Annotated in this window: 28 protein-coding genes; 17 read left to right on the top strand and 11 right to left on the bottom strand. The window is 68.2% G+C overall.

The window, feature by feature from the left end; all coding sequences use genetic code 11:
• Window positions 1–51: 51 nt before the first annotated feature.
• Window positions 52–1,209: an NAD-dependent epimerase/dehydratase family protein gene (locus OHA10_RS10720; RefSeq protein WP_371406023.1), complete on the top strand. Its 1,158-nt coding sequence runs from the start codon at window positions 52–54 to the stop codon at window positions 1,207–1,209.
• Here the strand turns inward: OHA10_RS10720 and OHA10_RS10715 are convergent.
• Window positions 1,196–2,098 (bottom strand): LysR family transcriptional regulator, encoded by a 903-nt coding sequence (locus tag OHA10_RS10715; protein ID WP_371406022.1) that lies wholly within the window; start codon window positions 2,096–2,098, stop codon window positions 1,196–1,198. The genes OHA10_RS10720 and OHA10_RS10715 overlap by 14 nt on opposite strands.
• 123 nt (window positions 2,099–2,221) lie before the next feature.
• Here OHA10_RS10715 and OHA10_RS10710 point away from each other — a divergent pair, with 123 nt between their 5' ends.
• The gene (locus tag OHA10_RS10710) at window positions 2,222–3,430 is read left to right on the top strand and encodes an MFS transporter (RefSeq protein ID WP_371406021.1); all 1,209 of its coding nucleotides are present in this window, start codon (window positions 2,222–2,224) and stop codon (window positions 3,428–3,430) included.
• Here OHA10_RS10710 and OHA10_RS10705 read toward each other — a convergent pair.
• From OHA10_RS10705 to OHA10_RS10685, 5 genes are read right to left on the bottom strand one after another with little or no spacing between them, the layout of a single operon-like run.
• Window positions 3,403–3,774 carry a VOC family protein gene (locus OHA10_RS10705; RefSeq protein ID WP_371406020.1) on the bottom strand — a complete coding sequence of 124 codons (372 nt, stop codon included), beginning with the start codon at window positions 3,772–3,774 and terminating at the stop codon, window positions 3,403–3,405. The two genes, OHA10_RS10710 and OHA10_RS10705, sit on opposite strands and share 28 nt — an antisense overlap.
• A gap of 10 nt (window positions 3,775–3,784) precedes the next feature.
• On the bottom strand, window positions 3,785–4,507 hold the full coding sequence (locus OHA10_RS10700; RefSeq protein ID WP_371406019.1) for a methyltransferase domain-containing protein: 723 nt from the start codon (window positions 4,505–4,507) through the stop codon (window positions 3,785–3,787).
• Window positions 4,508–4,549: 42 nt separating this feature from the next.
• The gene (locus tag OHA10_RS10695; protein ID WP_371406018.1) at window positions 4,550–5,551 is read right to left on the bottom strand and encodes an alanine racemase; all 1,002 of its coding nucleotides are present in this window, start codon (window positions 5,549–5,551) and stop codon (window positions 4,550–4,552) included.
• Window positions 5,552–5,555: 4 nt separating this feature from the next.
• Window positions 5,556–6,686, bottom strand: a complete 1,131-nt coding sequence (locus tag OHA10_RS10690; RefSeq protein WP_371406017.1) for a lipid II:glycine glycyltransferase FemX — start codon at window positions 6,684–6,686, stop codon at window positions 5,556–5,558.
• 54 nt (window positions 6,687–6,740) lie between these two features.
• Window positions 6,741–7,661 carry an SDR family NAD(P)-dependent oxidoreductase gene (locus OHA10_RS10685; protein ID WP_371406016.1) on the bottom strand — a complete coding sequence of 307 codons (921 nt, stop codon included), beginning with the start codon at window positions 7,659–7,661 and terminating at the stop codon, window positions 6,741–6,743.
• Window positions 7,662–7,779: 118 nt separating this feature from the next.
• On the opposite strand from OHA10_RS10685, the gene OHA10_RS10680 reads away from it, so the two are divergent.
• From OHA10_RS10680 to OHA10_RS10670, 3 genes are read left to right on the top strand one after another with little or no spacing between them, the layout of a single operon-like run.
• On the top strand, window positions 7,780–8,346 hold the full coding sequence (locus tag OHA10_RS10680) for a TetR/AcrR family transcriptional regulator (RefSeq protein WP_371406015.1): 567 nt from the start codon (window positions 7,780–7,782) through the stop codon (window positions 8,344–8,346).
• A complete protein-coding gene (locus OHA10_RS10675) occupies window positions 8,343–9,062 on the top strand; it encodes an SDR family NAD(P)-dependent oxidoreductase (RefSeq protein WP_371406014.1) in 720 nt (239 codons plus the stop codon). The genes OHA10_RS10680 and OHA10_RS10675 overlap by 4 nt, the downstream gene beginning before the upstream one ends.
• A 31-nt stretch (window positions 9,063–9,093) precedes the next feature.
• On the top strand, window positions 9,094–10,302 hold the full coding sequence (locus OHA10_RS10670; protein ID WP_371406013.1) for an MFS transporter: 1,209 nt from the start codon (window positions 9,094–9,096) through the stop codon (window positions 10,300–10,302).
• Here OHA10_RS10670 and OHA10_RS10665 read toward each other — a convergent pair.
• Complete coding sequence (locus tag OHA10_RS10665; RefSeq protein WP_371406012.1) at window positions 10,271–10,804, bottom strand: NUDIX domain-containing protein; 534 nt, start codon at window positions 10,802–10,804, stop codon at window positions 10,271–10,273. The genes OHA10_RS10670 and OHA10_RS10665 overlap by 32 nt on opposite strands.
• Window positions 10,805–10,832: 28 nt before the next feature.
• On the opposite strand from OHA10_RS10665, the gene OHA10_RS10660 reads away from it, so the two are divergent.
• Window positions 10,833–11,345, top strand: coding sequence for a hypothetical protein (locus OHA10_RS10660; RefSeq protein WP_371406011.1), 513 nt, complete (start codon window positions 10,833–10,835; stop codon window positions 11,343–11,345).
• Here OHA10_RS10660 and OHA10_RS10655 read toward each other — a convergent pair.
• Window positions 11,338–12,141, bottom strand: a complete 804-nt coding sequence (locus OHA10_RS10655; RefSeq protein ID WP_371406010.1) for a deoxyribonuclease IV — start codon at window positions 12,139–12,141, stop codon at window positions 11,338–11,340. The genes OHA10_RS10660 and OHA10_RS10655 overlap by 8 nt on opposite strands.
• Window positions 12,142–12,171: 30 nt before the next feature.
• Window positions 12,172–12,672 (bottom strand): Lrp/AsnC family transcriptional regulator, encoded by a 501-nt coding sequence (locus OHA10_RS10650; RefSeq protein ID WP_371406009.1) that lies wholly within the window; start codon window positions 12,670–12,672, stop codon window positions 12,172–12,174.
• A gap of 94 nt (window positions 12,673–12,766) precedes the next feature.
• On the opposite strand from OHA10_RS10650, the gene OHA10_RS10645 reads away from it, so the two are divergent.
• The 5 genes from OHA10_RS10645 (at window position 12,767) to rplI (ending at window position 15,832) form a co-directional block, all read left to right on the top strand.
• Entirely contained in the window at window positions 12,767–13,885 is a 1,119-nt protein-coding gene (locus OHA10_RS10645; RefSeq protein WP_371406008.1) for an MFS transporter, read from the top strand.
• Between the two features lie 198 nt (window positions 13,886–14,083).
• Window positions 14,084–14,374 carry a 30S ribosomal protein S6 gene (gene rpsF / locus OHA10_RS10640; protein ID WP_130386399.1) on the top strand — a complete coding sequence of 97 codons (291 nt, stop codon included), beginning with the start codon at window positions 14,084–14,086 and terminating at the stop codon, window positions 14,372–14,374.
• Window positions 14,375–14,477: 103 nt separating this feature from the next.
• Window positions 14,478–15,065: a single-stranded DNA-binding protein gene (locus tag OHA10_RS10635; RefSeq protein WP_363881504.1), complete on the top strand. Its 588-nt coding sequence runs from the start codon at window positions 14,478–14,480 to the stop codon at window positions 15,063–15,065.
• A gap of 72 nt (window positions 15,066–15,137) precedes the next feature.
• Window positions 15,138–15,371, top strand: a complete 234-nt coding sequence (gene rpsR / locus OHA10_RS10630; protein WP_012924539.1) for a 30S ribosomal protein S18 — start codon at window positions 15,138–15,140, stop codon at window positions 15,369–15,371.
• A 14-nt stretch (window positions 15,372–15,385) separates the two neighbouring features.
• Window positions 15,386–15,832 (top strand): 50S ribosomal protein L9, encoded by a 447-nt coding sequence (rplI, locus tag OHA10_RS10625; RefSeq protein ID WP_350854834.1) that lies wholly within the window; start codon window positions 15,386–15,388, stop codon window positions 15,830–15,832.
• A gap of 122 nt (window positions 15,833–15,954) precedes the next feature.
• Here the strand turns inward: rplI and OHA10_RS10620 are convergent, their stop codons facing one another.
• On the bottom strand, window positions 15,955–16,218 hold the full coding sequence (locus OHA10_RS10620; protein WP_371406007.1) for a hypothetical protein: 264 nt from the start codon (window positions 16,216–16,218) through the stop codon (window positions 15,955–15,957).
• Window positions 16,219–16,243: 25 nt separating this feature from the next.
• Entirely contained in the window at window positions 16,244–17,671 is a 1,428-nt protein-coding gene (locus OHA10_RS10615) for a hypothetical protein (RefSeq protein WP_371406006.1), read from the bottom strand.
• Between the two features lie 248 nt (window positions 17,672–17,919).
• Between OHA10_RS10615 and OHA10_RS10610 the strand changes: the two genes are divergently transcribed.
• The 6 genes from OHA10_RS10610 to OHA10_RS10585 are packed head-to-tail and all read left to right on the top strand — an operon-like array spanning window position 17,920 to window position 23,751.
• Window positions 17,920–18,537: a DUF6668 family protein gene (locus tag OHA10_RS10610; RefSeq protein WP_371406005.1), complete on the top strand. Its 618-nt coding sequence runs from the start codon at window positions 17,920–17,922 to the stop codon at window positions 18,535–18,537.
• 39 nt (window positions 18,538–18,576) lie between these two features.
• The gene (locus OHA10_RS10605; protein WP_233714849.1) at window positions 18,577–18,828 is read left to right on the top strand and encodes a conjugal transfer protein TrbC; all 252 of its coding nucleotides are present in this window, start codon (window positions 18,577–18,579) and stop codon (window positions 18,826–18,828) included.
• Between the two features lie 38 nt (window positions 18,829–18,866).
• Entirely contained in the window at window positions 18,867–19,718 is an 852-nt protein-coding gene (locus OHA10_RS10600) for a hypothetical protein (RefSeq protein ID WP_371406004.1), read from the top strand.
• Window positions 19,715–20,668: a hypothetical protein gene (locus OHA10_RS10595; RefSeq protein ID WP_371406003.1), complete on the top strand. Its 954-nt coding sequence runs from the start codon at window positions 19,715–19,717 to the stop codon at window positions 20,666–20,668. Before OHA10_RS10600 ends, OHA10_RS10595 begins: the two co-directional genes overlap by 4 nt.
• Before the next feature lies 1 nt (window position 20,669).
• The gene (locus OHA10_RS10590) at window positions 20,670–22,256 is read left to right on the top strand and encodes a hypothetical protein (protein ID WP_371406002.1); all 1,587 of its coding nucleotides are present in this window, start codon (window positions 20,670–20,672) and stop codon (window positions 22,254–22,256) included.
• Complete coding sequence (locus OHA10_RS10585; protein WP_371406001.1) at window positions 22,243–23,751, top strand: SCO6880 family protein; 1,509 nt, start codon at window positions 22,243–22,245, stop codon at window positions 23,749–23,751. Before OHA10_RS10590 ends, OHA10_RS10585 begins: the two co-directional genes overlap by 14 nt.
• Window positions 23,752–23,786: the final 35 nt, after the last annotated feature.

Below are 23,786 nucleotides of genomic sequence, written 5' to 3'. Positions count from 1 at the left end.
TCGGGATAGGAAGGACTGTGACGACGTTCTCCGACGGAAGGCGGCCGAGCCGTGCGTGTACTCGTCCTGGGCGGTGACGGCTACCTGGGGTGGCCGACGGCACTGCACTTGTCCGACCGCGGCCACGACACGGCCGTTCTCGACAACCTGGCCCGCCGTGGCTACGACCGCGAGCTGGGCGTCCAGAGCCTGGTCCCGATCGAGGACCTCGAGACCCGGGCGGCAGCCTGGGAAGAGGTCTCCGGCAAGCGGATGCCGACCTACGTCGGTGATCTGCTCGACGCCGACTTCGTCTACCGGGTCCTGCGTGAGTTCGAGCCGGACGCGATCGTGCATTTCGCCGAGCAGCGTGCCGCGCCGTACTCGATGATCGACCGTGAACACGCTGTGTACACACAACACAACAACGTGGTCGGCACGCTGAACCTGATGTACGCGATCGCCGAGACCAACCCGGACGTCCACCTGGTCAAGCTCGGCACGATGGGCGAGTACGGCACGCCGAACATCGACATCGAGGAAGGCTGGCTGGAGGTCGAGCACAACGGGCGCAAGGACCGGATGCTCTACCCGAAGAAGCCCGGCTCGTTCTACCACCTCAGCAAGGTGCACGACTCGCACAACCTCGAGTTCGGCTGCCGGATCTGGGGGATGCGCGTCACGGATCTCAACCAGGGCGTGGTGTACGGGCAGCAGACCGACCAGACCGTGCAGGACGCGCGGTTGGCGACCCGGTTCGACTACGACGCCGTGTTCGGCACCGTGCTCAACCGGTTCTGCATCCAGGCCGTGCTCGGTGAGCCGCTGACCGTCTACGGGTCGGGCGGTCAGACGCGCGGCTTCCTGGACATCCGCGACACCGTCGAGTGCATCCGGCTCGCGGTGGAGAACCCGGCCGACGCCGGCGAGTTCCGGGTCTTCAACCAGATGACCGAGAGCTACTCGGTGTCCCAGCTCGCCGAGCTGGTCGCGGAGTGCTTCCCCGGCCCGGTCCAGGTCGAGCATCTGGAGAACCCGCGCGTCGAGCAGGCCGAGCACTACTACAACGTCAAGCACACGGGCCTGGTCGGCCTGGGCCTCCAGCCGCACCTGCTCTCGGAGACCCTGATCGAGTCGATGTTCGACATCGTCTCCGCCAACAAGGACCGCGTCGACCCGGCTGCCCTGCTCCCGACGGTCCGCTGGAAGGGCCACCTCAAGGAGCGCTGAGTTTCGACCTCACCAACTCGCTGAACCGTCGCGCCGCGGGCGAGGCGGCATGTCCGCTCGGCACCACCAGATCGACCCGGCGTTCCAGGCTGGTCCCTTGCAACGGGACCAGCCGGAGCGCCTCGGTCGATCGTGGGTGCAGCGTGAAATCCAGACCCTGTGGCACGAGCGCGATCCCGACACCGGCTGCGACGAGGTCGAGGACCATGCTCCACTCGTTCACCACGCAGGCGATGCGGCGGTGCAGGCCGGCCTCCGCGAACGCTCGATCGATCTCGGACCGGATCGCCCACGCGGGCGGAGCCTCGACGAACCGTTCGTCGGCCAAGTGCACCAGCCCGACGGCGGTCTCGCGCGCCAGCGGGTGATCTGCCGGGCAGGCCAGCATGATCGGTTCGGCGAGCAGGGGTACGACGTCGAGCCCGGTGGGATCGCCGTCGAGCAGCGCGACCAGCGCGCAGTCCAGGCCGCCGTCGGTCACCAGGCGGACCATTTCCGACGCGGCCAGTTGTTGGACGGAAATCTCCACCCGCGGATGTGCAAGTGCGAACTCCGCAAGCCAGCTCGCGAACGGAAGCGTGTGCCCGGTGGTCTGCAGCGCGCCGATCCGCAGCTGCCCGGCCAGGACGCCGTGCACCTCCTGGACCGTCTGCCGCGCGATGTCGGCTGCCTCCAACGTACGGCGAGCGGACGGGAGGAGCGCCTCACCCTCCGCCGTCAGCCGGACCGGTCTGGTCCCGCGGACGAACAGAAGCGCGCCGAGGTCCTTCTCGAGTGCTCGGATCGAGGTGGACAGGCCCGACTGAACGATGTACTCGCGGGCCGCTGCCGCGGTGAAGCTGCGCTCCTCGGCGAGCGCGACGAAATGCCGAAGATGCCGAAGTTCCATGCCGCCAGTATCTCTCACAGAGATGGAATCTATCTGAAGTAGTCCCTGCAGAGCTGGTATCGCCGGTGGAGACGCACTCGTTGGGATCGAGTGGACCATTCCACGAAGAGAGGCATTCGCCCGATGAGTACGACTACCGCGGTGCGGACGACGAACCGGCACTTGACCGGATTCTGGTTCGTCGCCACCGCTTTCCTGACCCTGATGGCGTTCGGTACGGCGCCGACGCCGCTCTGGCCGATCTACCAGGTCACGGACCACTTCGGTGCGTTCACGGTGACTATCGCCTTCGCCGTGATGGTGGTCGGCGCAGCCTCGAGCTTCCGGCTGCTCGGCCACTTGTCCGACCGGCTCGGCCGACGCCGGATCATCCTGCCCGCGCTGGCCACCGGGATCGTCTCGGCCGCGGTCCTCGCCGCGTGGCCGCAGCTGCCGGGCCTGCTGATCGGGCGGATCCTGACCGGTGTCGCGGTCGGGCTGATGGCGTCGACCGCGACGGTGTACCTCACCGATCTGTATCGCGAGGTCCGTCCGGACGCCGGGTCGGGCTTTCCGGCACTCGTCGCGACTGTTTCGAACCTCGGTGGGCTGGCGATCGGGCCGTTGGTCGCCGGTGCGCTGGCGCAATGGGCGCCGGCTCCGATGCGCACGTCGTACGTGATCTTCGGCGGGTTGATGGTGGTCCTGCTGCTGTTGGTGCTGTCGTCGCCGGAGACGGTCGACACTGCATTGGCGGACCAGGATCGGCCCGTGCGCTTCGCCGTACGGGAGGGGCAGCGGGGTGCATTCTGGTCGGCGGCGACACTGGGGTTCTTCGCGTTCGCGGTGATGGGGTTGTTCTCGTCGCTCGGGGCGATCATCGTGCGCGGGCAGCTGGGCATCACGTCGTACTTCGTTGCCGGGCTGGCGTCGTTCGTGTGCTTCGCGGCGTCCGCGGTCACGCAGTTGGCGCTGCGCCGGGCTGCGCACTCCACGGTGTTGCTCATCGGCACGGTGATGTTCCCGGTCGGTCTGGCCTTGACGGCGCTCTCCCTGTACCGACCGGCGCTGTGGCTGGTCCTCGTCGCGGCCGGGCTGGCAGGCGGCGGCGCCGGCCTGCTCTTCAAGAGCGCGGTCGTCACCGCAGTCGTGGCCGCCGAACCGGCTTCGCGAGCGGGCGTGCTCGCGACGTACTTCGTGATCGCGTACGTCGGCATGGGCCTACCGTCGATCGCGTTCAGCCTGGTCATCCGCCACTTCGCCCTGCGCCCGTCGATGATCGGCTTCGCCGCGGTCCTGTCCCTCGGTGCCGTCGTCGCTGCTCATCAGTCGGTGAAGAAGCAGAAGATGTGACCGACCGGGTCGGCGTACACCCGGACGTCGGGCTGCGGCTGGAACTCCATCAGCCGCGCCCCGGCGGCCACCGCACGCTCGTGCGCCGACTCCAGGTCACTCACCAGGAAGTCAAGATGCACCTGCATCTGCTGCTGATCGGCCGAGCTCGGCCAGGTCGGGGTCCGGTACGCCGGCTCGCTCTGGAACGACAACTGTGTGGAGCCATCAGGACCGATCGCGACGGCCCAACCTTCCTCATCGGTGCCCAGCTGCCAGCCCAGCAGCCGGCAGTAGAACCGAGCCAGCTCCCGGGCATCCGGCGCGTCCAGCACGACGCCCTTCAACGGAATCTTCTCGTTCATACCCGGCACGCTAGCGGCGGGCACCGACAAGCAGGGTCGGGATCGCGGCCAGGAAACGGTCCCGACGGGCCCGCGCGGCCTGTTCGGCGAGCCATCCGTCGGCGTCTTCCTTGGTGATCAACGCCTGGTCGACGGCCGCGCCGGCTGCCGCGTTCAGTTGCGGCGCCAGCTGCCGGTGGTCGGTGATGACTTCGGTGTGTACGACGACCTCGACGTCGCAGAACTTGGCGTCGAGGAGGGCGTCGCGCAGGTCCCGTACGGCGCGCGGCGACACCATGTGTGACTCGAGGCCCAGGCGGATGACGTCGGTCAGGTCCTGGTCGGAGCTGGTGATCATCACGAAGCCGTAGTCCTGCCCGCCGACCACGATCCGGCCGCCGGGACGCAGGACCCGATGTGCCTCGGCGATGGTCGGGGCCGGATCCTCGAGCAGATGGAACCGGCGCATCGCGCGGTAGCCGTCCATCGACCCGGCCTCGAGCGGCAGGTCGTCGGAATGTGCCACGTGAAACATTGCGCCCGGTGCCCGCTCCCGTGCGGCCTCGACCGCGTCCGGATCGGCGTCGATCCCGGTCACCTTCAGGCCCTTGCGGGCCAACTCCGCCACCGCATGCCCCGCACCGCACGCGACATCGACACAGGTCGCGCCCCGCTTCAGCCCCAGCAGCCGGTACGACGCCGCGCGCAGCTCGGCCGCACCGGACCGTTCCTCGATCCGCTCCAGAAAGCTCATGACCTCACGCTGCAACTTCAGGTCCACCTGAAGTCAACAGCGTCAGTCCATCGACACCTTGTCGAAGGTCGTGGTCGTGTAGCGGACGTCGAGGTTGACCTCGTCGCCGACCGCCGGCGGCGCCACCGACGACGGCAGGAACAGCATGCTGGCCTGCATGTGCGGCGGCTCCGCGAACCAGCGCTGCTTGCCCTCGATGCTGAACGGCGACAACGCCATCCCGGCCGCGTCCAGGCTGCCCTTCGCCATTGCGATCGCCCGCTGCCGGACACTCGCGGCAGCGGTCGGCGCCTCCAGCCCGACGCCGTGCGCCGTACCGCCGGAGACGATCAGGATGTGCCCGTCGCCGCTGACCCGGCGCTGCCGGTAGCCGACGCGCTCGCCGCGGCGGACCGAATGTACGTCGAGAACGGTGGCCCGGACCGTCAGCGCACCCCGGTCACCGAGCCACAGCCCGGTCCCCATCCGCAGCTTCACGTCGGGACCGATGTCGGCCAGCTTCTGCGCCGGCACGTGCGACACCCACAGCGTGCCCTTGCGGACGTCGAGCGCCGCCTTCGCCAGCTGCTGCGCCTCGCGCAGGTTGGCCGACGTACCGCCGGCGCCCATCGGGAAGTGCAGCGACCAGCCCTCGAAGCGGATCCGGTCGAGAGCGTTCAGCAGCATCGTGTGCCGCAGCTCGCGGGCCCCGATGCCGTGGCGGCGCATCGAGGTCATCACCTCGATCAGCACCCGGCTGCCGGCCGGGATCGAGACCAGGTCGGCCAGCCGGCTGACCGTGTGGATCACGTTCCTGCTCTGCGGCACCTCGAGGAACGGCCGCCACGGCGACAGTACGACGATGTCCTCGCGCGGGTCCGGCGGGACCTCGAAGTACGTTCCGACCGCGACCGTCCGCGCGCCGAGCGCCCGGGCCTCGGCCAGCAGCCGGTGGTTCCCGAACCCGTACCCGTTGCCCTTGGCGACCGGAACGATGTCGGGGTTCCACGTGGAACGCAGGTGATCACGCCATCGATCGGAATCGACGTGCAGGACTAGGGGCATGGTGTCAACGCCGTCTCATGTAGAGGTCGAATGCGGTGTAGAGCGCCTTGTTCAACGGCAGATCCCACTCACCGACGTACTCGACGGCCTCGCCGCCGGTCCCGGTCTTGAACTGGATCAACCCGACGTGCGGGTCGTTCGGGTCCAAGGTGTCGGTGATGCCCCGTAGGTCGTACACGGACGCGCCCGCCGCGAGCGCGTCCGTCATCATGCGCCACTGGACCGCGTTCGATCCACGCACGTCTCGCTTGGCGGTCGAGCTGGCACCGTAGGAGTACCAGGAATGACCGCCGACCCGGACCCAGATCGTCGATGCGACCAGGTCGCCCTCGTGATGGGCGTTGTAGATCCGGAAGTCACAGCAGCCCGAGGGCTGGTTCGCCATCGCGGCGTACATCTTCTCGAAGTACGGCAGCGGCCGCGGCGTGAAGTGGTCCCGCTGCGCGGTCTCGACGTACAGCCCGTGGAAGGCCTTGATGTCCTCGGGCCCGCCCTGCGTCACCTCGACGCCGGCCTTGTCCGCCTTCTTGATGTTGCGCCGCCAGAGCTGGTTCATACCCTTCAGCAGGTCGTCCTCGCTGCGGCCGCCCAGCGGCACCTGGAAGACGTACTGCGGCTGTCCGGCCGCGAAGCCTTCCGCGATCCGCGGCGCCTTCCAGCCCAGCTTGCGCAGCTGGTCGGTGACGGTCGCTCCGGACGGCTCGATCACATCCGGCCGGACGTCGCCGAGCTTCGGCTGCTGACCGCCGGCGATCGCGTCCTTGATCGTCTTCGCACTCCAGCGCCGGGTCGCGATCGGCGGACCCATCCGGATGCCGAACGCGCCGCGCTCCTGCAGATGCGCGGCGAGCGGACGCAGGTAGCTGCCGAGGTCGATCGCGTCCCAGTCGATCACCGGGCCTTCGGGCAGGTAGGCGAGGTACCGCTTCACCTTCGGCATCTGCCGGTAGAGCACCAGCCCCACACCGACCAGCTCCGCCGGGTTGGCCGGGTCGAACCACCCGAGTGACTCCGCCTTCCACTCACTCTTCACCGCCGCCCAGCCAGGGGTCTGCAGGAAGCTCGCCGCCGGCTGCGCCGCGATGTACGCGGCATGCTCGTCGGCCGAGATGGTCCGAATGCTGAAGTCACTCACGGGGGGTCAGAGTACCGGCCCAGCTGCTGCAACCCCAGCTGAGCCGGTTTCTGATCAAACCTGTGTGAGCAGCTTCTCGGAGACGTCCCACAACCGAGTGGCCGACTCCGGATCCAGCGCGTACGGCGCGACGCCGTTCCGCTCGCCCGGGACGTTCGGTAGCGCCTCCTGGTTGTCCTCGAAGTACCGCCCTGTCACGTCCTGCACGAGCGGGGACGCCGCCAGTAGTACTGAGGTTGCCGCACCTTGCTGGACGGTCTTCCAGCGGTACTGATCCCACTGCTGCTGCGTCTCCTCCGGCACGTGCCGTTGCAGCGCGGTCCGGATCCCGCCGGGCATCAGCGCATTGGTGACGATCCCGTCGGCAGCCCAGCGCTTGGCGGCCTCGACAGCGAACAGGATGTTGGCGGTCTTGGACTGCCCGTACGCCGCCCACGGTTCGTACGGACGGTGCTCGAAGTGGAGGTCGTCCAGATGCACATCCGACTGCAGGTGTGCACTCGAGCTGACCGAGACGACGCGGGCATCGCCGGCTGAGGCGAGGGCGTCATGCAGGCCGAGGGAGAGGCCGAAGTGGCCCAGGTGGTTGGTGGCGAACTGGTGTTCCCAGCCTTGCGGAGTGCGGTTCAGCGGCTCGGCCATCACACCGGCGTTGTTGACCAGGATGTGCAGCGGGCCGGTCCAGGTATCGACGAAGGCGCGCACCGACGCCGGGTCGGCGAGCTCGATCGGAGCCACGAACACGTGGTTGTTGCCGGTGCTCTCGATGATCTCCGCGGCGACGCGTTCGCCGGCCGCGGTGTTTCGTACCGCGAGCGTCACCTCGGCGCCTGCTCCGGCGAGCGCTCGGGCTGTCTCGACGCCGATCCCGGACGCGCCGCCGGTGACGACTGCACGGCGGCCGCTGAGGTCGACGCCGGAGATCACCTCGGCCGCGGTCGACTCATATCCGAAGGGTGTGGTGAATCTGCTCATCAGTGCCAGTCCTGTTCTGCGAGCTAGGCTTAACCGGAGGAGCCTCCGGTAATCCCAGTTAATCGGAGGTGCCTCCGGTTATCAAGGTCCGCTAGGTTTGACGCCCGAGGGGAGGGACATGAGTGCTACCGGTGAGCGTCCGTTGCGCGCGGACGCGCAGCGCAATCGCGGCCAGATCCTCGACGCCGCGGCGCGGTCGTTCTCGAAATGCGGGCTGGAGGCGACGCTCGAGGGCATCGCGAAGGACGCCGGCGTCGGCATCGGCACCTTGTACCGGCACTTCCCGACGCGGGAGGCGTTGATCGAGGCGGCGTACCGCAGTGAGCTCGCGGCGGTCTGCGACGCCGCGTCGGAGCTGCTCGCGAAGCTCCCACCCGCCGAAGCGCTGCGGGCATGGATGGATCGCTTCATCGACTACATGGCTCGCAAGATGGGTATGGCCGACGCCCTGCGTGCGGTGATCGCCTCCGGCGCGGACCCGTATGCGCAGAGCCGCGACCTGCTCGTCGGCGCGATCACGCCGATCCTCGAAGCGGGCGTCGCGGCCGGCGATCTGAGGTCGGATGTGACGGCTGACGACGTACTCATCGGTCTGAGCGGTGTCGGACTGGCCGCGGCCGACCGTCGCGAGCAGGCCGATCGTCTCCTCAACCTGCTCATCGACGGCATGCGGTACGGCGCGTGACCCGCAAGGTCGCGCTGGTCACCGGGTCTGCGAGCGGCATCGGAGCGGCCACGGTACGGCGGCTGGCCGCGGACGGGATGACCGTCGCGGTGCATTCGCGATCCAGCTACGAGGCCGGGCAGGCCCTGGCCGCCGAGTTGGGTGGGTCGTACCACCAGGCCGATCTGTCCGATGATGCGGCCGCACAGGCGTTGGTGCCGGAGGTGTTGAGCGAGCACGGGCGTCTCGACGTACTCGTGAACAACGCCGGTATCAGCTGGCCCGTCCCACACGCGTCACTCGACGGCCTCACCGCAGACGACTGGCGTCGAGTGCTCGACGTGAACCTGATCGCGCCATGGCTGCTGTGTACGGCGGCCCTCCCGGCGCTACGCGAATCGGGTGGATCGATCGTCAACGTGACAAGCCATGCCGGCGTCCGCCCGAAGGGCAGCTCGATCGCGTACGCCGCCTCGAAGGCCGCGCTGAATCATGTGACCAAGCTGCTGGCCGCTGCTCTCGGCCCGGATGTTCGTGTCAACGCGGTCGCGCCCGGACTCGTCGACACACCACTCACCGAGTCGTGGACCGACGCACAAGAGCTGTGGAAGACCGCGAGCCCGATGCGCCGCGCCGCTCAGCCGTCGGACGTTGCCGACCTGATCTCGGCAGTTGTCCACAACAGCTATCTGACCGGTGAGGTGATCCTGCTCGACGGCGGTCTGAACCTGCGCTGATTCTGTCGGTGCGTGCTTCTACGATCGCGGGATGTCTTTGGGTCGGGACTTCCGTCGGTTGTGGGTTGCGTTCACGGTCAGCGCATTCGGATCGGCGGTGGGGCTCGGCGCGCTGCCGCTGGTCGCGGTGATCGCACTGGATTCGAGCACGTTCCAGGTGTCGATGCTCGCGGCGTTGTCGGTGTTGGCGGGAGCCGCGATCGCCTTGCCGATGGGGGATTTCATCGAGCAGCGACGGAAGCGGCCGGTGATGATCGCGGCGGACCTGGTGCGGTTCGCGGCTCTCGCCTCGGTGCCGGTCGCGGCGGCGCTCGGCGTACTGACGTTTGCGCAGTTGTGCGTGGCGGGCGTGCTGCAGGCGGCCGGGACGATCGCGTTCCAGGCGGCGAGTGGTGCGCATCTGAAGGCGCTGATCCCGGCGGCCGGCCGGGCGGAGGCGAACAGCCGGTTCGAGCAGACGAACTGGCTGTCGCTGAGTGTCGGGCCCGTGATCGGCGGCGGGCTCGTCAGCTTGGTCGGGGCGACGATCACGCTCGCAGTCGACGCGGTGTCGTTCCTCGGTTCCGCGATCGGGATCCGGCGGATCAAGCAGCCCGAGCCGGAGCCGGTCAAGCGGGTCGGGAAGGTGGACATCACCGCAGGGTGGCGATACATCCTGCGGCATCGCGGGTTGCGGGCGCTGTTCTGGAACTCGCAGCTGTTCGGCGGGCCGGTGATGATGACCTCGCCACTGCTGGCCGTCTTCATGCTCCGCGACCTCGGGCTGGCAGCGTGGAGCTACGGGGTGATGCTCGGCGTCTCTTGTATCGGCGGTGTGATCGGCGCGCGGATGGCACCGCGACTCACCCGGCGGTACGGACTGCACTGGATGCTGCTGGTGTTCGGCGTACTGCGGGCACCGTGGCTGCTGCTGTTCCCGCTGGCGCCGCACGGGATGGGCGGGTTCGTGGTGCTGACCGTGGCGGAGACGGCCTTGCTCGTCGGTGCGGGTGCGTTCAACCCGTCGTTCGCGACGTACCGGATGGAGCAGACCGAGGACGCGTTCATGGCGCGGGTGGTCGGGTCGTGGTCGATCAGCTCGCGGTGCGTGCAGCCGGTGTTCATCGCGCTCGGGGGAGTGCTCGCAACGGTCATCGGCATGCGGGGCGCGCTGTGGGTCGCCGGGATCAGCTGCACCCTCAGCGCCGTACTGCTGCCGTGGCGCTCCGCTAAACCAGCTGTCGTGCCTGAGCCAGCCTGACGATCGGACCCATCACCCCGCCGGGCTGGCCGTCGAGATAGTCGGCCGCCTCGTCCGGCGGCAGCACCAGCACCTCGGTGACCTGCTCGCCGTCCTCGGGGTTCGTCGGCTCCTGCTCGATGACGACGTCGGCGACGAAGTTCGCCCAGTACGAGACCGGATGCGGCAGGTGCGGGCGGTACGGTGCGGGCCGGCGGTGGTCGGCGCGGTGGGCGCCGAGCCAGGTCAGCGGACCGGTCAACCGGGCACCGGCTTCCTCGAGCAACTCGCGCCGGACCAGCTCCTCGAGCGTCTCGCCGGGCTCGCGCGTGCCGCCGGGCAGGAACCGCCAGCCGAGGTCGTTGCCGCAGACAACGATCCCGCCGGTGGTCCGGCAGACGACGTGCACGTTGCTGATCAGTTCGTCCGGCGGTTCGTCGACGGTGAACCGGACATCGAGGTCGCCCCACTCCCAGTAACCGGGTGCGAAGAGCTCGGGGAACCGCTCTGCCCAGGCCTGCATAGCCTCATTCTGCGCTACCGTCGCAGGCATGGCGCACCCCGACCCCGAGCCCGAGTCCACTCCGGGCCCCGACACCGAGCCGACCCCGGCGGCCGAGGTCGAGGCTGATGAGGCGAAGGCCGAGCCTGAGGCCGAGGTCGAGGAGAGCGCCGAAGCCAAGCGGGAGCGGACGATCATCCGCTTCCTGTGGTCCTGCTCGTGGCTGACCGCGTTGGCCGGCGTGTTCCTGCTGTCGGGGATGCTCCAGACCTACAAGACCTACAGCGCTCTCGCCTGGCTGGGCGCTGTCGTCGCGGTCCTGTGCGTGGTCGCGCTGATCGCCGCGTACGTCGCCTGCGCCCGCGGCAAGCTCACGCTACGGACGCGCCTGCTCGGCCCGATGGATCTGTTCCAGTTGAGCACCCTGGTGATGGTTGTCGCCGTGATCTGCGGCCTGCTCGTACCGTCGAGCAACACCGCCGCGCTCGCACTGCTCCTCCCGTGGGCCCTGACGTACTGGATGTACGGCCTGGACCGGACGAAGACGCCGCCCGCTACTTGAGGTGTGCCCGGAGGTAGTCCAGGTCGGCCTTCTGCCCGTTGTTCGCATTCGGGGTCTCGACGACGACCGGCGCGCCGGCCGCCTGCACGACCGCGACGATGTCGGCCGGGTCGATATGACCCTCCTCGAAGTTGCTGTGCCGGTCCGCGCCGGAGCCGAACTCGTCGCGTGATCCGTTGGCGTGCACGAGGTCGATCCGCCCGGTGATCGCCTTGACCTTCTCGACGATCGTCGGCAGTTCCTCGCCGGCCGCGTGGAAGTGGCACGTGTCCAGGCAGAACCCGACGTTCTCCAGCCGGTCGTTGCCGGAGGCCTGCACCGCCTCCCAGAGCCGCGCGATCCGGTCCAGCTGCCGGGCCATCGCGTTCTCCCCGCCGGCCGTGTTCTCGATCAGCAACGGCACCGGCAGCTCGGCCCGCTCGATGCACTTGCGCCAGTTGTCGAACCCGGCCTCCGGGTCGTCCTCGTCACCGACGTGCCCGCCGTGCACGATCACGCCCTTGACGTCGATCTCTGCCGCCTTGTCCAGCGTCTGCTGCAACAGCTTCCGGCTCGGGATCCGGATCCGGTTGTTCGTGTTCGCCACGTTCAACCGGTACGGCGCGTGCACGTAGAGATCCACCCCCGCCGCGGCGGCGCGCGTCTTCAGCGCCTCCTCGCCATCGGCGTACGCAAGCTTGGGCGCCTTGTAGTCCTGCGGGTTCCCCAAGAAGAACTGCACCAGGTCAGCACCCCGATCAGCCGCCTCCGCCAACGGATCGTCCTGCTCCACATGCGCACCGAGCTTCACAGTCATGACCCCACCCTAGAACTCACCACGGACAGTTCAGGAACCCCATCCTGCCGACCTGGTCACGGTCCGCCCGGCGTCGCTCGGCGGCTGCACCGGGCGGCCTTCGAATTCGGTCGAGAGGACAATGTGGGTGTTCATCTCGCCGTGTTCGCCGAGGCGTTCGAAGAGGCCTTCGAGGTGTTGCATCGAGGTGACGCGGACGCGGAGCATCGAGCAGGAGTTGCCGCTGAGTTTGTGGATCTCCAGTACTTCGGGGAAGTCCTCGGCGCGGGTGGTCTTCAGTAGGCAGCGGCCGGTCGTGCAGCGCATCTGGACGAATGCCGACAGCGGCTGGCCGGCGCGGGCCGGGTCGACCTCCGCGCGGTAGCCCTTGATCACGCCGGCCTCTTCCAGGCGACGTACCCGATCGGCGACGGCCGGTGGGGAGAGGTTGACCCGCTTGCCGAGCTGGTTGAAGGACAGGCGCCCGTCGGACTGCAGGGCGGCCAGGATCTGCCAGTCGGTGGAGTCGGGTTCGCGCTCCTGAAAGGTCATGTCCCCAGAACACCTTCGATATCGCGCCTCGACAAGGGCAGACGCCTTCTTTCGAGCATTCAGCGCGAGGGGCGGCCTTTCTAGCGTGGTTGGCATGCTGATCCCCGTCGTTGTCGCCGCTGCCCTGATGAACGCCGCGATGGTCGCTGCCAGTGCAGTCAGCGCCATCCTGATCGCCGACGACCTCGGTCCGGCACTGGCCGGGCTGCCCAACACCGCAGGTGTCCTCGGCACCGCTGCCGGCGCCATGGCGGTCGGGCGTTGGACAGCCCGCGTCGGACGCGCCCAAGCCCTCCGGACCGGGTACGGCGTGGGCGTCGCCGGGGGAGCGTCGACCGTCCTGGCAGCCGTTGGCGCACCGCTCGCGCTGCTCTTCGTTGGGATGTTCCTGCTAGGAGTCGGCAACGCAGCCAGCCTCCTGTCTCGGTACGCCGCCGCTGACACCGCACCGCCTTCTCAACGTGCCCGCGCGATGAGCACAGTCGTCTGGGCCAGCACACTCGGCGCTGCGGGCGGACCGTTCCTCATGGCGCCATCACAGTCCTTCTCGGCTGCCTTCGGTCTCCCAGCGATCGCAGGTCCATTCCTCTTCGCCCTGGCTGCAGTCTTCTCCGCACTGATCGCGTCGACGTACATCCGGCGTACCAGGACAACCGACGCTCCTGAGGTACGCCGGGTGTCCGGCGGTCACTCAGTACTACTGGCGGCAGGCGTGATGGTGGTGGGTCAGCTGGTGATGGTGTCCGTGATGACAGCCGTCCCGGTCCACACTCACCTGCACCACGACGGACTCGGGCTGCTGGGCGTCATGCTGTCTGTCCACACCCTGGGGATGTTCGCTCTGTCTCCGCTGACCGGCTGGTGCATCGACAGGTACGGGCCTCGCGTGGTGACGCTGGCTGGGCTGGTCGGGTTGCTGGCGGCCGCAGTACTGGTCACCCGGACCGGACTGGTCTTCACACCGTCGCTGTTCCTGCTCGGCTACGCCTGGAACCTCTGCTACCTCGGCGGCAGCGCCCAGCTGGGCTCGGCCGAGCTGGAGAGCCGGGTGGAGTCGTCGATCTGGACCGTCTCCGCGCTCGCCACCGCCACCTCGCCGTGGCTGTTCACGCTCGGCGGGTTCCCGGTCCTCGCGGTGATCTCGGTTGTTCTCGCCTTACCGTTGCTCGTGCTGGTGCTCCGTCGCGGTGAGCGCGTCGTCGTACCGCGGTGACACAGAGTCACCGCAACAGGCCTGTGGATATGGTCAAAAGGCCATCCCGACGCTGGTATTCTTTTCGATGTGGGCCCGGTCCTCGACCGGGCTCATTGCTTGGCGTCGGCGGCAATTGCCGGCGGTGAGCACAATCGCATCGCCCTCCTGCCACGGAGAGACCGTGGCCGCCAAGTCCGAAGGAGGTGGAGTTCGCGCATGCGTCGTTATGAAGTCATGGTGATCCTCGACCCGGAGCTCGATGAGCGCACCGTGGAGCCGTCCATCGACCAGTACCTGAACATCGTCCGCAAGGAAGGTGGCACGGTCGAGAAGCTCGACATCTGGGGTCGTCGCAAGCTCGCCTACGACGTGAAGAAGAAGTCCGAAGGCATCTATGCCGTCGTCGACCTGACCGCCGAGCCGGCGGTGGTGAAGGAGCTCGACCGTCAGCTCACGCTGAACGAGTCGATCCTGCGCACCAAGGTCATCCGGCCGGACCAGCACTGAACCTAGGGTCGTCAGCAGCCATCGGTACTGTCGGCACCGGCCGGTACCAATAGCTGTAGACATGCTGTAGACACAGCCACACCCGATAGCAGGAGGAACGGCAATGGCAGGCGAACCACCTATCACCCTGATCGGTAACCTCACGGGTGATCCGGAACTGCGCTTCACGCCCTCGGGCGCCGCGGTGGCGAATTTCACCGTCGCGTGCACTCCGCGGACGCTGGACCGGCAATCCAACGAGTGGAAGGACGGGGAAACCCTCTTCATCTCGTGCGCGGTGTGGCGTCAGGTTGCCGAGAATGTTGCCGAGTCCCTGACCCGGGGTTCCCGGGTCGTCGTCACCGGCCGCCTCAAGGCGCGCAGCTACGACGACCGCGACGGGAACAAGCGCACCGTCTTCGAGTGTGACGTCGAGGAGATCGGCGCGAGCATGCGCTACGCGACGCTGAAGATCTCCAAGACCTCGCGTTCCGACGGCGGCGGTTTCGGTGGTGGCGGTGGCGGCGGCCAGCAGTTCGGTGGCGGCGGCAACCAGGGAGGTGGCAACCAGGGCGGCGGCTACGGCGGCGGTCAGGGCGGCCAGCAGAACGACCCCTGGGCAACCCCGCAAGGCGGTGGCGGCCAGTCCGCTCCGCAGAACGACCCCTGGGCCAGCCAGGGCGGCGGCTCGATGGAGGAGCCCCCGTTCTGATCGGCCCGCAAACCCGTTAGGGACCATTCCGGCACTCGTGCCGGGCTCTGGAAATAGGAAGAGAGCACCACAATGGCCAAGATCATTCGGAAGCCGAAGAAGAAGGTCTGCGGCTTCTGCAAGGACAAGGCGACGTACGTCGATTACAAGGACACCGCGCTGCTGCGCAAGTTCATCTCGGACCGCGGCAAGATCCGCGCCCGCCGGGTGACCGGGAACTGCGTGCAGCACCAGCGCGATGTCGCGACCGCTATCAAGAACGCTCGTGAGGTGGCCCTGCTGCCGTACACGAGCACCGCTCGCTGAGGGAGGCGCGGACCATGAAGCTCATCCTGTCTCAGGAGGTCGAGGGCCTCGGGGCTCCCGGCGACATCGTCGAGGTGAAGGACGGCTACGGCCGTAACTACCTGGTCCCGCGTGGCCTGGCCATCGGCTGGACCCGCGGCGCCGAGAAGCAGATCCAGACGATCAAGCGGGCGCGTGACGCCCGGGCGATCCAGGGCAAGGAGCACGCGAGCGAGGTCAAGAACCAGCTCGAGCAGCTCAACGTGACCCTGGCCGTCAAGGCCGGCGACACCGGCCGCCTGTTCGGCTCCGTCACCCCGGCCGACATCGCCACGGCGATCAAGTCCGCGGGCGGCCCGCTGGTCGAGAAGCGCGCGATCGCGATCGCGTCGCCGATCAAGACCACCGGCAAGCACCAGGTCGCGGTCCAGCTGCACCCGGAGGTGGCCGCCACGGTCCGCCTCGAGGTTGCGGCCGGCTGACCACAGCACCAGCACGAAGGCCCGCGTTCCCGAAAGGGAGCGCGGGCCTTTCTGTTTGAGCTGGGTAGATCCTGACCGTCAGCCGGGCAGTTCCTGACCTTCAGCGGGCAGGCCCTTAACCTTCAGCCGGGTAGGTCCTGAACGGTCGGCCACTCGACCGGGCCGGGCTCGGACGAGTTGTCACTCGAGTCGTCCGGCTTCGCCACCGCGGGCCACTCGGCCGGGGCCGGCTGCGCCGCCTCGCCGTCGTTGTCGTCCGGCAGGGCGACCGTCGGCCACTCGGTCGGCGCCGGTTCGTTGTCATCGGCAAGCGCCTGCGCGGACGGCAGCAGCAGTACGCCGACCGCCGCCAGCGTCAACGCCAACCGGCGCAACGCCGCCCTCATCGCGCCGCCCCTGATCGTGCGGCCTTCATCGGGCGGCCGGGTTCAGCGCGTAGAGGACCGAGGCGTAGACGATGATCGCGTGGTTGCCGGCAATACCCCACGGGCGGACCGGAGCTGGGTCCAGCAGGTGCTGCGGCTTGCCCGGCGTGACGGCGTACATTTTGCTGCCCATCGTGCCGTAGATGAACGAGCCCGTGATCGACAGCGGGTGGAAGTCGTTGAGCAGCACGGTCCTGGGCGTGGCCAGGTTGATCAGGCATTCACCCCAGGCGGCCATCCGGCGGTTCGGGTCCGGCACCCAGTCCCACGACTGGACGTCTGATGCCGACGAAGGCTGGCAGACCGCGACGACCTTGCCGCTCGCGGTCGAGTGCACCGTCGGGATCGACTTCTCGGGATCCTTGGTCTGCCACAACGCCAGTACGTAGTCCGGACTGGCGGCGAGCACCTGCTGAGGCTTGTCGGAGATCGCGCCACCCGGCTTCTGCGGTGTGATCGTCTGCAGCGGCTTGTCCGGCGCACTCCAGAACAGCGGGCCGTGGTACTGCGACATCAGCGCGCGATCGCCCTCGGCGAGCAGGATCGTCGACAGGCGCGGTTGGTTCGGCACGGCCTTGAGCTCGCCGCCCGACATCACCATCGCGCCGCCGGTGCCGCTCAGCGTGATCAGCGGGGACTTGCCGAAGAACTGCACCTTGGCCCCGTCCGGGAGCCCGACCTTCTTCGGCTCCGCGCCGCCGCCGGCCCAGTAGATCAGGGTGTCCTGGGTGGCAACCGCCAGTACCAGCTTGCCGTCGATCGTCGTGTAGACCGGGCTCTCCGAGTCTTTCGGCACTTCGTCCTGCCACAGCACCTTGCCGTTGGCATCGAAAACCGCGACCTTCCCGTCGTCGGTCAGGATGGCGACCTCGGTGCCGTCCGGCTTGATCGCGGGCGAGGTGTTCTCGGCGATGTTGACTGTCCAGCCGGCGTGGGTGGTGAAACCCGGCGGCACGTTCCCCGGTGGGAACTCGTCCGGGCTGACCTTGGGCGCCGGGAGCGACGGAAGCAGCGGTGAGGTGGTGACGGTCGGCTTCTTGTGCAGGTTGGGCTTGATCACGGCGACGAACACGATCGTCCCGATGACCAGCACACAGCCGACCACCATCGCCACGATGATCGGCCAGATCGGCTTCTGCCCGCCGTTGCGGCCCCGGCCGGAGTCGGCCTCGATCGCCTCGACCTGTCCGTCCGGGTGGATGATGAGCGGCCAGGAGGCGCCGTCGGACTCGACCGCGGTCGCCTTCACCGCGCGGCCGAGCTGGGCCGCCCGCTCGCTGACGAGCTGGATCGCAGCCTGTCGCGGATCGTGATGGTTGACCGGGTGGCTGCGGCCGGCGATCTTCACCTCGGCGTTGTGGTCGTCGTAGAGCCGGATCGTTACTTTCGGCCAGGACGGGATCTTGTCAGCCACGATGACCTCTCATTCCCGCCACAGATCTCCCTCGCTCATCCGACTACGACGTCCTCGTTCTAGCATGTCCCCCGCACGAGGCATGCCAGGGATTCCGGGCAGGCAGAAACCACACGAGCCCGCCGGCTCGACTGACCCCGACAAGGGGGTAGAAACATCCTCGCCTGTGGATGGGTCACGAACGTACACCCGGAAAGCGAGAGAATACTGTGGGCGACAGCCTGTGACGCACCGCGAGAGGAGGGGCCATGACGCAGAACCCGTGGACACGAGAGCAGTCTCCGGGTCCGCAACAGCCGTCGCCGGCCCCTACCCAGCCGGACATCACCCCTCGGGGGCCGTCCGCCCCGCAGCACGGGGTGCCGGCGCCCGCGGAGGATCAGCGCCTGCCCAAGTTCGCGATCCCGGTGGCGGACACGTTGTGGTGGGTCGGTGTGCACGGTGGCGCCGGCGAGTCCACGATGTCTCTGCTGCTGCCGGGCACCCGGGCGGCCAACCACCGTTGGCCGATCCCGCCGCCGCCGGTGCCGACCCCGGTGATCCTGGTCGCGCGGACCCACGGGTCCGGGCTGCGTGCCGCGCAACGAGCCGCGATCGAGTGGGCCTCGGGAGTCGTCCAGGGAGTTGCTGTGCTCGGCCTGGTGCTGATCGCGGACGCCCCGGGCCGACTGCCGCGCGTGCTCGACGACTTCGCCGACATCGTCGGCGGAGGTGTTCCGAGAGTCTGGGACATCCCCTGGATCGAGGAGTGGCGCAGAGGGGAGGCTCCCACGCCTGACAACACCCCGGACGAGGTCTTCGAAGTCCTTGAATCCATCTACGCTCTTCGCGCGTCAAACCCAGCGGACTACCCCGCCCCGTACTGAAAGGTATTCACAACCATGATGTTGGTACACCACGTGGTCATGGAGCTCAACACCATGACGCTCCCGCTCGACGCGCCTCCCGGCGTCCAGCCCGGCCTGGACAAGGTACTCGGCTGGGTCAAGTGGATCGCGTACTCGGTCTGCACGCTCGGCATCCTGATCGCCGGCGGCATGATGGCCGTCGGTCAGCGCCGCGGTGAAGGTGGCGAGCACGCCGCCCGCCTCGGTTGGGTCCTGGCGGCCTGCATCGTGATCGGTGCGGCGACGGCACTCGTCGACGCCCTGAAGTGATCGCGGTCAGCGGCGACCTGCTCGGAGGCTGATCGCAGGTGGGACTGTTCAGCAGGGATCCGGACTCCGATGGCGATTCCGACGGCGAAAAGACCAGCTTCCTCGAGGAGCGTGGCTTCGTCGCGTCGGCGATCGTCATCGGAGCAGTGCTCATTTGCCTGGTGGTCTGGGCGGTTGCCAGCAACGGCTCGGACACTCCGGCCGCCAACCCCAGCCAGTCGCCGAGCACGATTGCTCCTACTGAACAGCCCACTGAGCCGACCGGGCCGCCCGCCACGCCGACCGAGCAGCCGACCGCTACGCAGACGGCACCCCCGCCGCCGAACAGCCACACCGGTGGCTGCCACGACAGCAACCCGGATCAGGCGATCCCGCGGCTGGCCGCGCCGGTTGCGGTGACGTGGCAGTTCGAGGGCGAGATGCTGGTGCCGATCCAGGCAGCGGCCGGCCCGGCGAGCACTGCCACGAACGGCGTACGGTCCTGCTTCGCGCATTCGCCGACCGGTGCGGTGTTCGCCGCGATGGTCCTGCTGGGCCAGGTGCAGAACCCGGAGGTCAGCGTCGCCGCGCTGAAGACCCGCGTCCTTGCCGGTCCGGGCCGGACCGCTGCGATCACGGCGGCCAGGAACGAACTCCAGACCCCGCCGACCGAGGCCGGCGACGTCCAGTTCTCCGGCTTCAAGGTTCTCTACTACACCACCACGCAGGCGATCATCCAGATCGTCGCGAACCTGAACAACAAGGCGTACGGCGCGTTGCCGATCACCATGCAGTGGTCGCACGGCGACTGGTACGCGGTGCTGCAGGACGACGGCACCTTCAACGGCTCGGTCGAGCCGGACATCCTGTCCAGTCTCAACGGCTACGTTAGGTTCAGTGGTGCGTCATGATTGCGCTCGGATGCTCGAAGTGGCCCTGGGACTGGGACGACTGCATCAGGGACGGTCTCCAGACGGCGATCCAATGGGCCTTCGGCAAGTTCTTCGACTTCATCTTCCAGGCCATCGCCAGCGTCGTCGTGAATGCTGTCGAGGCGGTGATGAAGGCCGTCGCTCTGCTCTGGATCAACATCCAGACCCCGGACATCGCGGAGAACACCCCGGCCATCTGGGTGCAGCAGCACACGAACTTCATCATGGCGTTCGTCGCCTCGATCGCGGTCATCGTCGGCGCGATCCAGATGGCGATCTCGCACCGCGGTGAGCCGGCCAAGGAGATCCTCCGGTCGCTGATCACGCTGGTCGTGGTGACGGCCTCCGCGACGGCGTTCGCCGGGACGCTGATCGCGGCAGCGGACGGGTTCTCCACGTGGATCGTCCACGAAGCGCTGAACGCCAAGAACCACTGCATCGCCGTTCCGGTCCTGGACACGGCCAATCCCGCGAATACAAAGGACCAGTGCTTCACCGATGCGCTCACGCAAGCACTGGTGAATCCGCTGAAGAGTCCCGTCGAGCAGTTCGGCTGGTTGCTGGTGATCTTCGTCGGCATCCTGATGGTGATCTCCTCCATCATCCAGCTCGCGCTGATGATCATCCGCTACGGCATGCTCGTGCTGCTGGTCGGTGTGCTCCCGCTGACCGCGGCCGCGACCAACACCGAGATGGGGATGATGTGGTTCAAGCGGTCGCTGGCCTGGCTGGCTGGATTCATCATCTATAAACCGGTCGCGGCGCTGATCTACGCGACCGCGATCTACCTGATGTCGGTGCCGACGGTGGACGGCGCGCCGGCGGGGACGCCGCAGACCCTCAAGATCGTCACGGGCGCCACGATGATGCTGCTGGCAATCGTCGCGCTCCCCGCCATTCTTCGGTTCGTCTCCCCGAGGACGTCTTGACATGATTCCGCTCAACTGGGCCACGGATCTGCTGAAGGAAGCCGTCTCGGCGGTCCTTGCCCCCGCTATGGAAGCGGTGATGAAGTTCGTGTTCCAGCCCATCCTCGACGCAATCTCCGGTGCGGTCGGGACCTTGATGTCCACGATCGCGACGTTCTGGATCTACGTGCCGACACCGTCGGTGGAGGGCGCTCCCGGCCAGCCGGCCAACGACACGGTCAGCTGGGTCTGGTCGCACACTCAGTTCATCACGCTGTTCATCGCGGCGATCGGGCTGATCGTCGGCGCCATCCAGATGGCCTGGACACAGCGCGGTGAGACGGCTCGCGATCTGCTCCGCTCGCTGATCACCCTGGGAGTCGCGTCGGCCTTCTCGATCGCCGTCGCGCAGGCGCTGATCACCGCCGGCGACACGTTCTCCAAGTGCATCGTCAGCTCCTCGCTGAGTTCGAGTGGAGAGTTCTGGGTCAAGAACTGCGACAAGATGGGCTCCGGCGACGCGAAGGCCTTCGGCGCCAGCATGTCCGTGGTGCTGGGCTTCGCCGCGGTCGCGGCCCTCGCCGGTTCGCCGCTGCTGATCGGGATCATGATTGCCGTCGGCATCTTGTGTGTGATCGCCGGTGTGATCCAGATCGTGCTGATGGTCGTCCGCAGCGCGATGCTGATCCTGCTGCTCGGCGTACTGCCGATCTCGGCCGCCGCGACGAACACCGAGATGGGCCGGAACTGGTTCAAACGAATAATCGCGTGGTTGCTCGCCTTCATCCTCTACAAGCCGGTGGCGGCGATCGTCTACGCGACGGCGATCCGCCTGGTCTCGAACAACGGCGCCCCGCTGCACTTCGACGGCACCAACGCGAACGACGTCGGCAGCCTGGTGATGAACGTCGTCACCGGTCTCACGATGCTCGTCCTCGCGCTGTTCGCGCTGCCGGCCCTGATGCGGTTCATCGTCCCGATGGTCTCGGCGACCGCGGGCGCGGCCGGCGCCGGGATGATCGCGGCCCGGATGATGCCCGGCATGGACAAGCTCGGCGACATGGCGAACAAGCAGACCAGTCAGGGCGCCGACGACGGCGGCGGTGGCGGCGGAGGCGACGGCCCGACCGGCGCCCAGAACGTCGGCAGAGCCCAGCAGCAGGCGCCGAGCGGTAGTGGTGGCACCGGTGAGGGCGCTGCCAGCGGTGCTGGTGAAGGTGCCGCCGCCGGCGAAGGCGCATCAGCGGGAGCAGGCGCGAGCGCAGGAGCCGGGGCTGGTGCGGGCGCTGGTGCGGGCGCTGCGGCGGCCGCGCCGGTAGCGGCCGTGGCTGCTCCGGTCATCGTAGGTGTCGCGATCGCGAAGGGCATCTCGGACGCCGGCAAGACGGCGGCGGCCGAGACCACCGACCAGGGCGACGCGGCAGCGCAGAGCTCGTCCCAGAGCAGCGGCCCGAGCGGAAGCCGCGGCACCGGCGACCCGAACCGGGGCGGCGGCCAACCACAGCAAAGCGGCGGAGGTAACCAGCCTCCACCTCCACCGCCAGGCCCGAGTGGCAGCGGCGGAGGCGACGACACACCGACACCGGAAGGCCCAAGTGGCAGCGGCTGAGAACGTACGACGCGCACCTCGCACCTACGGCAACTGGCGCCAGCCCGCCTCGGCGGGTATCGGCGGCTTGGGCATGCTCGGCACGGCCATCCTGATGGGTGGCCTGCTGATGGTCGTCATCGCGACGATGTCCGGCGGTCTGCCCGCAGCGATGATCACGCTGCTGGTGGTCGGCGTCGTACTGCTGCTGCTGATGACCAAGGACAAGCACGGGCAGTCCACGCTGCAACGCATCTCGACCCGAATTGGATGGCAGCGAGCAAAGATGGCAAAGCACAACATCTACCGATCCGGTCCGCTCGGCCGTACGGCGTGGGGCAAGTTCCAGCTCCCGGGCCTGGCCGCCTCGTCGCAGCTGAGCGAGTACCAGGACTCGTACGGGCGCCCGTTCGCCCTGCTGTACTACCCGAGCACCCGGCACTTCACCGTCGTCATCAACGCGGAGCCGGACGGCGCCTCGCTGGTGGACGAGGACCAGGTGGACGTGTGGGTCGCGCACTGGGGTCAGTGGCTGGCGTCGCTCGGCCACGAGCCGGGCATCGTGGCGGCGTCGGTGACGGTCGAGAGCGCACCCGACACCGGCATCCGGCTTCGTCGTGAGGTCGGCAACAACATGATGGACGGTACGCCGGCGATCGCGCGCGCGATGCTGACCGAGGTCGTGCAGACGTACCCGGAAGGCTCGGCGCTCGTCTCGGCCCGGGTCGCCCTGACCTTCAAGGGCACCGACCGCAGCGGCAAGCGCCGCAAGGAAGACGACATGGGCCGCGAGCTCGCGGCCCGGCTGCCCGCGCTGACCCAGAGCCTGAACGCGACCGGTGCCGGCGCGGCCCGGCCGGTCAACGCGCAGGAGCTGTGCGAGGCGATCCGGATCGCGTACGACCCGGCGTCCGCCATCCTCATCGACGAGGCCCGCGGCCAGGGCATGCCGCCCGAGCTGCAGTGGACCGACGTCGGCCCGTCCGGCGCCCAGGCGTTCTGGGACAAGTACCGGCACGACTCGGCCTGGTCGGTGACCTGGCAGATGTCGCAGGCGCCGCGGGGTGAGGTGTTCTCGTCGGTGCTGTCGCAGCTGGTCGCGCCGCACGCCGACATCGACCGCAAGCGCGTCACCCTGCTCTACCGCCCGCTGGACGCAGGCACATCGGCCCGGATGGTCGAGGCCGACAAGCGCAACGCCTCGTTCCGCGCCAGTACGTCGAGCCGGCCGTCCGCCCGCAGCCTGGCCGAAGCACGGGCCGCCGACCGGTCCGCGCAGGAGGAAGCGCGCGGTGCGGGTCTGGTCAACTTCGGCATGGTTGTCACGGGCACCGTGATGACGGTCGAGCAGATTCCGGACATGATCGCCGCCATCGACAACCTCGGCGCCACCGCGCGCGTGCTGCTGCGGCCGGCGTACGGCTCGCAGGACTCCGCGTTCGTGGCCGCACTGCCGCTGGGCGTCGTACTGCAGAACCACTTGGCCGTGCCGGCCGGGCTGCGGGAGTCCCTATGATTGGACAAAGCAGCACGGTGACCTCTGGGGAGTCA

Source organism: Kribbella sp. NBC_00662, assembly GCF_041430295.1.
In the GTDB taxonomy this organism is placed as follows: Bacteria; Actinomycetota; Actinomycetes; order Propionibacteriales; family Kribbellaceae; genus Kribbella.
Note: the sequence above shows the minus strand (reverse complement) of the source record. Positions and strands in the feature narration are given on the sequence as shown.

Excerpts from the sequence above, each read along its gene's own strand:
- OHA10_RS10710 (WP_371406021.1), top strand. The coding sequence starts at position 2,222 with ATGAGTACGACTACCGCGGTGCGGACGACGAACCGGCACTTGACCGGA.
- rplI (WP_350854834.1), top strand. The coding sequence starts at position 15,386 with ATGAAGCTCATCCTGTCTCAGGAGGTCGAGGGCCTCGGGGCTCCCGGC.
- OHA10_RS10685 (WP_371406016.1), bottom strand. The coding sequence starts at position 7,661 with ATGAGCAGATTCACCACACCCTTCGGATATGAGTCGACCGCGGCCGAG.
- OHA10_RS10645 (WP_371406008.1), top strand. The coding sequence starts at position 12,767 with ATGCTGATCCCCGTCGTTGTCGCCGCTGCCCTGATGAACGCCGCGATG.
- OHA10_RS10670 (WP_371406013.1), top strand. The coding sequence starts at position 9,094 with ATGTCTTTGGGTCGGGACTTCCGTCGGTTGTGGGTTGCGTTCACGGTC.
- OHA10_RS10590 (WP_371406002.1), top strand. The coding sequence starts at position 20,670 with ATGATTCCGCTCAACTGGGCCACGGATCTGCTGAAGGAAGCCGTCTCG.
- OHA10_RS10620 (WP_371406007.1), bottom strand. The coding sequence starts at position 16,218 with ATGAGGGCGGCGTTGCGCCGGTTGGCGTTGACGCTGGCGGCGGTCGGC.
- OHA10_RS10660 (WP_371406011.1), top strand. The coding sequence starts at position 10,833 with ATGGCGCACCCCGACCCCGAGCCCGAGTCCACTCCGGGCCCCGACACC.
- OHA10_RS10700 (WP_371406019.1), bottom strand. The coding sequence starts at position 4,507 with ATGAGCTTTCTGGAGCGGATCGAGGAACGGTCCGGTGCGGCCGAGCTG.
- OHA10_RS10680 (WP_371406015.1), top strand. The coding sequence starts at position 7,780 with ATGAGTGCTACCGGTGAGCGTCCGTTGCGCGCGGACGCGCAGCGCAAT.
- OHA10_RS10705 (WP_371406020.1), bottom strand. The coding sequence starts at position 3,774 with ATGAACGAGAAGATTCCGTTGAAGGGCGTCGTGCTGGACGCGCCGGAT.
- rpsR (WP_012924539.1), top strand. The coding sequence starts at position 15,138 with ATGGCCAAGATCATTCGGAAGCCGAAGAAGAAGGTCTGCGGCTTCTGC.
- OHA10_RS10605 (WP_233714849.1), top strand. The coding sequence starts at position 18,577 with ATGGAGCTCAACACCATGACGCTCCCGCTCGACGCGCCTCCCGGCGTC.
- OHA10_RS10695 (WP_371406018.1), bottom strand. The coding sequence starts at position 5,551 with ATGCCCCTAGTCCTGCACGTCGATTCCGATCGATGGCGTGATCACCTG.
- OHA10_RS10715 (WP_371406022.1), bottom strand. The coding sequence starts at position 2,098 with ATGGAACTTCGGCATCTTCGGCATTTCGTCGCGCTCGCCGAGGAGCGC.
- OHA10_RS10595 (WP_371406003.1), top strand. The coding sequence starts at position 19,715 with ATGATTGCGCTCGGATGCTCGAAGTGGCCCTGGGACTGGGACGACTGC.
- OHA10_RS10650 (WP_371406009.1), bottom strand. The coding sequence starts at position 12,672 with ATGACCTTTCAGGAGCGCGAACCCGACTCCACCGACTGGCAGATCCTG.
- rpsF (WP_130386399.1), top strand. The coding sequence starts at position 14,084 with ATGCGTCGTTATGAAGTCATGGTGATCCTCGACCCGGAGCTCGATGAG.
- OHA10_RS10655 (WP_371406010.1), bottom strand. The coding sequence starts at position 12,141 with ATGACTGTGAAGCTCGGTGCGCATGTGGAGCAGGACGATCCGTTGGCG.
- OHA10_RS10610 (WP_371406005.1), top strand. The coding sequence starts at position 17,920 with ATGACGCAGAACCCGTGGACACGAGAGCAGTCTCCGGGTCCGCAACAG.
- OHA10_RS10665 (WP_371406012.1), bottom strand. The coding sequence starts at position 10,804 with ATGCAGGCCTGGGCAGAGCGGTTCCCCGAGCTCTTCGCACCCGGTTAC.
- OHA10_RS10635 (WP_363881504.1), top strand. The coding sequence starts at position 14,478 with ATGGCAGGCGAACCACCTATCACCCTGATCGGTAACCTCACGGGTGAT.